At 42.1% G+C, this 6,957-nt stretch carries 6 protein-coding genes; 5 read left to right on the forward strand and 1 reads right to left on the reverse strand.

The features are described from left to right. Nucleotides 1-455: 455 nt before the first annotated feature. Entirely contained in the window at nt 456-851 is a 396-nt protein-coding gene (locus BIZ39_RS19650; RefSeq protein ID WP_014978045.1) for an ion channel, read from the reverse strand. A 121-nt stretch (nt 852-972) separates the two neighbouring features. Here BIZ39_RS19650 and BIZ39_RS19655 point away from each other — a divergent pair, with 121 nt between their 5' ends. The 5 genes from BIZ39_RS19655 (at nt 973) to BIZ39_RS19675 (ending at nt 6,865) form a co-directional block, all read left to right on the forward strand. Beyond that, entirely contained in the window at nt 973-1,503 is a 531-nt protein-coding gene (locus tag BIZ39_RS19655; RefSeq protein ID WP_168463280.1) for a DUF305 domain-containing protein, read from the forward strand. Continuing rightward, a complete protein-coding gene (locus tag BIZ39_RS19660; protein WP_168463279.1) occupies nt 1,496-2,227 on the forward strand; it encodes a MauE/DoxX family redox-associated membrane protein in 732 nt (243 codons plus the stop codon). The genes BIZ39_RS19655 and BIZ39_RS19660 overlap by 8 nt, the downstream gene beginning before the upstream one ends. 665 nt (nt 2,228-2,892) lie before the next feature. After that, nucleotides 2,893-4,707, forward strand: coding sequence for a copper resistance system multicopper oxidase (locus tag BIZ39_RS19665; protein WP_014978042.1), 1,815 nt, complete (start codon nt 2,893-2,895; stop codon nt 4,705-4,707). 9 nt (nt 4,708-4,716) lie between these two features. Beyond that, nucleotides 4,717-5,463, forward strand: a complete 747-nt coding sequence (locus BIZ39_RS19670) for a copper resistance protein B (protein ID WP_014978041.1) — start codon at nt 4,717-4,719, stop codon at nt 5,461-5,463. A gap of 157 nt (nt 5,464-5,620) precedes the next feature. Continuing rightward, nucleotides 5,621-6,865 carry an APC family permease gene (locus BIZ39_RS19675; protein ID WP_187447811.1) on the forward strand — a complete coding sequence of 415 codons (1,245 nt, stop codon included), beginning with the start codon at nt 5,621-5,623 and terminating at the stop codon, nt 6,863-6,865. The last annotated feature ends 92 nt before the right edge of the window (nt 6,866-6,957 follow it).

The following is a 6,957-nucleotide window of genomic DNA, read 5'->3' on the forward strand; positions in this document are numbered from 1 at the left end:
GGATTAGACCGAAATCAGTGATCGGATTGAACCGAAATGGGTGATCGGAATGGGCCGGAACATGCACACAGCGCAGCTCGTATGTTCATCTGTTTGAACTCAAGCTGTAACTGCTTTTGGAAACTAGAGTTATCAGGGATGAAGGAATTACCGAAGTTGTGCGTATGCTCCTATAGTAATCCCAAATATATCTGCATAAGCGACTCGAATAAAAGCGCCAAGATCATAGCCCAGATTTAAATCAGTTTTGAGATAATAAAGTCAGCTTTCAACCGTGCTTTTGGTTCTGAAACGTTTGCTAAGCTATACCCTCAAACTTCTTTAAGAGAGAAGCAAAGAGTGCTCTATTGTTCGCTTTTTAGTATCTAAAAAGACAATAATTTGCGAAACATTGTTTCATTAAAAACTAGTCCTGACGGGTGAGGTTTACATCTTCTCAGGTTACAGTTTTTACATTACATATGCTTGAACACTTTCGATGCTGAACAGCTTATTAGTAGAAACCCTGTAGCCGATTCAACTCCTGCTATCATTCGTAGATGTCCGTCCGGCTCGATACTTCCAAGACCCAATGTAGTAATCGTAGTTAGTGAAAAGTAAAAAATATCCATGGAAGTGGCAGGTTGCTTAAAATCGCCGAGCTCGAAATAAAGTCCAATTTCATACGCCAGAGTAAAAATGACTGCTAGTAAAAGTTGGCTCGAAATGGCAATAACGACTACCGACAGTGTTTTTATCCAAGCTCCCTTCAATCTCTCGCTGATATTGTCCGCGACTACTGAAATATTAAAAAGATGCAGCCCTACGCAGCTCAACAGCGCAGCTAAAACTATTAATATAGACAAAAACATAATATTTCCTTGTTGGTACAAAACTTGACTAGTTAAGATTGATTGGTTTGTAACCTCTCTCAAGCTTTCTTTTGTTAGAAAGATCTACAAATATTAACTATTTCTTAAGTAAGGATTACATATGAAATACTCTAAGTTCGCTGCAATGATAATAACTTCAACTGTAGCGATGTTTTTAATGATGTACTTAAATACCTACGCTATCTCGCATGTCTGGTTCAGTGAGACAAGGACTTATATGGCACTCTATATGGGGGCAGGCATGGCGATTATAATGTTAGCTTTCATGTTAGGTATGTATAGCAACAAGAAACTCAATACAGCCATTTTTATAATAGCGGCACTTACTTTCGCCTTGTGTATCTATCTTGTTCGTTCACAAAGTACCATTTCAGATACCGCTTACACGAAAGCAATGATTCCTCATCACTCTATAGCTATTTTGACTAGTGAGCGTTCTAACCTTGAAGACGTTCGCGTACGAGAATTAGCAAACGGCATTATTAAAGCTCAGCGAAAGGAAATAAAGGAGATGGAGTGGTTGATAGAGGATATAAATAAGAATGGCAAGGCAACAACTCAGGAACAGGCCGAACAGCGTCCAATTCCTCAATTTGAAGGTAAATTGAATAAAGGAAAGGAAAATGAGTAAGAAAGCTATCCTATATAGAATGGTTACTAAAGAGCACATTTGCCCTTACGGTTTAAGGTCAAAAGACTTACTAGAGCGAGAAGGCTATTTAGTAGAAGACAATCATCTTACTTCACGTAATGACACCGATGATTTCAAGCAAAAGCATGGTGTAGAAACGACGCCTCAAACCTTCATCGAAGAAAAGCGAATTGGTGGATATGATGAGCTTCGTAAATACTTCGGGAAAGGAGAAGCGGGGCAGAACGGAACTACTTATGCACCTGTTATTGCGATTTTTTCTGTGGCAGCTCTGCTATCGTTAGCATTCCAGTTCTTTGTTTCTGAAGACTTCATCTCTATAAGAACACTGGTTCTCTTTATTGCTTTCTCAATGACACTACTTGCAGTTCAAAAATTGAAGGATTTGTATAGTTTTACAAATTCGTTCATAACCTACGATTTGTTGGCAATGAGGTGGCTTCGATATGGTTACATCTACCCATTTGTTGAAGCCTACGCGGGGATAGGAATGGTAGCTCAACTGCCTGCCATAGCTGTTGCGCCATTTTCACTATTTATAGGAACCGTTGGGGCAATTTCTGTCTTTAAAGCAGTATATGTGGATAAACGGGAGCTCAAATGTGCTTGTGTCGGTGGGGACAGTAACGTGCCGTTAGGTTTTGTTTCACTATCAGAAAACATTTTTATGATAGCAGGCGCATTTCTCATGTTATCTTTTTAGTTACAAGAGTTGCTTATCGACTAAACTTAATAAAAGTAACTCTATCAGCTTTTAAGATTGAAAAGACTGCTTGTTTAACTACATAGGAAGTTGTTTATCTTAGTTACAAGCAAATGTCATTGATTAAAGTGTCCTTAAGACTTATCTTGTCTAAGGGAATAACGTCGCGTAAAGGTTGAGAGCAAATACAAAGTTATGAGATCTATTATTTTCACACTATGCATTGGATATTTATTGGTACTGTTTACCGTGCCAGTTGATGCGTGTGAAATGAAAATGGATGAACATAGCTCATTAACTAAGGTTTCTCACAAATTCGCAGACGCTCATGAGGAGAAACGTAGCAGTTCACCTAGTTCTAAGCATCAAAGCGCTCACACTGATGGACACCCCTCGCATTCGGGTAAATCAGGTTGCTGCAATGATGGATGTATGTGTATAGCTACCAATTGCTACCACTTTACAAGTCTTTTTTACGTTCCCATTCGTCAATTTGAAACAACGTTTGCTGAGCAGTATGACATTATCGCTCTAGCTGTTCCCTTCAAAATTTTCACTCCACCTTTTCGTCCACCGATAGCCTAAGGCACTGACTTAGTTAGTAATACTTTTTAAATGGATGAACTTCCTTCGTCCAGTTAGTATCAATTCAAAGGCTAAAAACTATGAAAAATTCTATCGACAACGGTCGCAGAAGATTTGTGCTCGGTGCCCTAACCTCGAGCGCTGCGGCTGCGTTAACCAACGTTAGTCCTCTATGGGCAGCACCTGTTGGTCGCCATTTTAAAGATCAAGTTTTGACAGGTGATATTAAAAATCTCAATGTGTCAAAAGCGCAATTGCCAATAGGCTCAAATATGGGCTCACCTATAACGATCAACGGTCAAATGCCGGGCCCGTTGATTAGATTGAAAGAAGGACAGCGAGCGCACCTCAATGTAACTAACCACCTTAACCAAGATACTTCAATACACTGGCACGGGATTATTTTACCACCAGATATGGATGGCGTTCCGGGAGTTTCCTTTGCCGGAATAAAACCTGGCGAAACATTTAAATATGCATTCGATGTCGAGCAAAACGGCACCTACTGGTACCACAGTCATTCAGGCCTCCAAGAACAGTTGGGCCATTTAGGACCTCTTGTGATCGACCCTGCAAATGGAGACATTGGGGCTGATAGGGAACATACAATTATTTTAAGCGATTGGACGTTTTCAGACCCCCATGAAGTTATGCGAAAACTGAAGGTAGCGGAAGGTTATTACAATTATCAAAAGCGAACTATTTTCGACACGTTAGAAGACGTAAAGAAAAAAGGGTTTGCCGATACATGGGAAGAGCGTGCTATGTGGGGTGCAATGCGTATGAGCCCTCGCGATATAGCTGACGTTACAGGCAGTACATATACATACTTAATGAATGGCCGGACACCACAGGACAACTGGCAGGCCCTGTTTAAAGTAGGCGAAAAAATCCGGTTGAGGATTATAAATGGTTCTGCGATGACTTATTTCGACTTTCGCATCCCAGGGCTTGAAATGACGGTTGTAGCTGCAGATGGTCAGCCTGTTAAACCAGTAAATGTGGATGAATTTCGAATTGCAGTAGCGGAAACTTATGACGTAATCGTTCAGCCAAAAGAGCGAAAAGCTTATACCTTTTTTGCGGAAAGTTTTGATAGAAGTGGATATGCGCGTGGCACCCTAACCCCGTCAATTGGCCTTACTGCAGAGGTTCCCCCACAGCGAGTTATCACAGAGCGTGGCATGGCGGCGATGGGGATGGACATGTCTGGTATGAAAGGCATGAATATGGATAAGTCCAAGGTCGACAGCTCGGGCATGGCTGCTCCAAAAGGTGAAATGAAAGGAATGGGGCAGCATAGCGCCCATACAATGCATGGCACCCAAATGGAAGGAGAAATGACCCCCTCCAAAAAGCTCCCAGTAGAAAGCATAGACATTGTCCACAGCGAAGACGGGCACGGCGCTGGTGCAGCGATGATTGCTAAAAATCCAAGCTCTAGGTTGGATGAACCTGGGATCGGTTTGGAAGACAGCCCACATCGTGTCCTTGTTTATACAGATTTAGTCGGTGAAAGTCCTTGGCCTGACGAAAGAGAGCCGGAACGTCAAATTGAGCTTCACTTAACGGGCAATATGGAAAGGTACATGTGGTCGTTCGATGGCAAAAAGTTTAGTGAAGTAGACGGATATGTACGTTTCAATTATGGCGAGAGACTACGTCTGATCTTGGTTAATGACACTATGATGGATCACCCTATTCATTTACATGGTATGTGGATGGAACTTGAAAACGGCCAATATCCAAGACCTCGTAAACACACGATCAGCCTCAAGCCTGGAGAGAAGGTCTCGTTACAAATCAGCGCAGATGCCCCCGGTGAGTGGGCGTTTCATTGTCACCTGCTATACCACATGGAAGCAGGTATGTTTCGTGTTGTACAGGTCGCATAGGAGATTAAAATGAAACAGATATTAATAGCAGGCCTAATAACATTAACTTTGAGCGTTGACAATGCTTTGGCTCAATCAAGAGATGACTGGCCATCTCCTATTCCTAATGAATATTTTGGCCAAGTTCTATTTGACCGGCTTGAATATACTCGCACTGATGAGCAGCAAAATATAGCGGTCTGGGACATGCAGGCGTGGTATGGCGGAGATTACCATCGTCTTGTTTTTAAAAGCGAAGGCGAAAATACACAAAACGATGGAATGCCTACTGATCTGGAACGAGCAGAACTGTTGTACGGTTATCTCGTTTCTTCTTTTTGGTCTATACAATTTGGTGTGGGCACAAAGGGAGAGCTGTCATCCGATGCGGATATGGAAAACTATGCGGTGGTCAGTTATCAAGGTCTAGCGCCTTACTGGTTTGAAATGGAAAATTCACTGCGTATTAACGAAGACGGTGACATGCAGTTCATCAATGAAACCGAATATGACTGGCAACTAAGTCAAGTTTCCTATCTGCAACCGCGACTGGAAGTTGTTGCCAACCTCACCGATTCTGAAAAGTATGACCGTCAAAGCGGGTTGAGTAATATTCGTATTGGTTTGCGATATCGGCATGAAATAGTGAGGGAGGTAGCACCTTATGTCGGTGTTTATTACAGCAAAGCTTTGGGAAATACAGCTGATGCATTAAAGGCTGAAGGCAAGTCAACCAGTGAAACTGGTGTAGTGTTAGGTGCAAGGATTTGGTTTTAAACGCCCTACGCTAAAAATGAAATAACTGGTATGCCATTGCCAGTTATTTCTTTCTACACGTCTTCGAATTTGTTTTGTAATGGGCCTGTGTCCTTATATTTGCTGCAGGTTGCTTTTGTTGTTACTCAGGCTCACATGACATAAAGGAGTAACCAATATGAATGAACACGAGCATTCAAACAGGAAAGATTCGTTAAGCCTCTGGGGCGCGGTATCGATGGGAACTGGTGTAATGATAGGTGCTGGTATATTTGCTTTAACCGGGCAAATAGCAGAGCTGGCAGGCACATGGTTTCCTTTTGCGTTTTTAGTTGCAGCGATAATTGCAGGGTTTAGCTCATACAGTTACATCAAAATGGCACAGAAATACCCCTCTGCAGGTGGTATCGCCATGTTTCTGAAAAAAGCCTATGGTAGAGGTCTGTTGACCGGTGCCTGTGCATTGCTGATGTTTTTCTCCATGGTTATCAATGAAAGTTTGGTAGCCCGCACTTTTGGCACTTATGTCCTACAATTGTTTGACTCTCAGGGCGCTGAGTGGCTTATACCAGCGCTTGGCGTGAGTCTTCTTATTGTGGCATTCATTGTTAATATTTTGAGTAATCAATTCATCCAGACCCTCTCATTTATTATGGCTTTTATCAAAATAGCAGGACTTGCAGTTTTGGCAATTGGTGGGCTGTGGGCAACCGGTTTGTCGTTTGAGAGCGTTTCAGCTCAACCGCAAGATACCAGCGCAACCGGTTTTCTCGGAGCCGTGGCACTTGGTATTTTGGGATACAAAGGATTCACTACAATTACAAACAGCGGAGGCGAGCTCAAACAACCAGAAAAAAATGTAGGAAGAGCCATAGTCATTTCTATATCGATTTGTGTGGTACTTTATGTTTTTGTCGCAGTTGCAGTAGGAGCAAATTTATCAATTGGCGAAATAATACAGGCAAAAGATTATTCGCTTGCTGAAGCATCTCGACCCGCATTCGGCCAGTATGGTGCTTGGTTTACTATAGCTTTCGCGATTATTGCCACGTCTTCCGGTGTCGTTGCCAGCATCTTCGCTGTTTCAAGAATGCTATCGATGCTTACATCAATGCAACTTGTGCCTCACCGTCATTTTTCATTACCGGGAGATATAAGAAGACATTCCTTAATTTATACGTTAGTCATCGCAATATTTCTTACCATATTCTTCGATTTGAGCCGCATAGCCTCCATCGGTGTAGTTTTTTATATCGTAATGGATATCTTCATCCACTGGGGAGTGTTCAAGCATTTACGAGATGATGTGCAAGCTAAAGCTTGGGTACTAGTCAGTGCAATTATTCTCGATATCATTGTTCTTCTATCTTTTATGTGGGTGAAAGCAAAATCAGATATCTTCATTGTTGGGATTTCTGGGTAAGCGGATTAAATGGTTGATCTTACCTTTGCATGAGAGTGAGACAGACCGGCATCTCATCGGATTATCTGGTTGATGCTTCACCTACTGCTGGT

The sequence above is a fragment of the Alteromonas sp. BZK5 genome, assembly GCF_014349115.1.
Classification (GTDB): Bacteria; Pseudomonadota; Gammaproteobacteria; order Enterobacterales; family Alteromonadaceae; genus Alteromonas; species Alteromonas macleodii.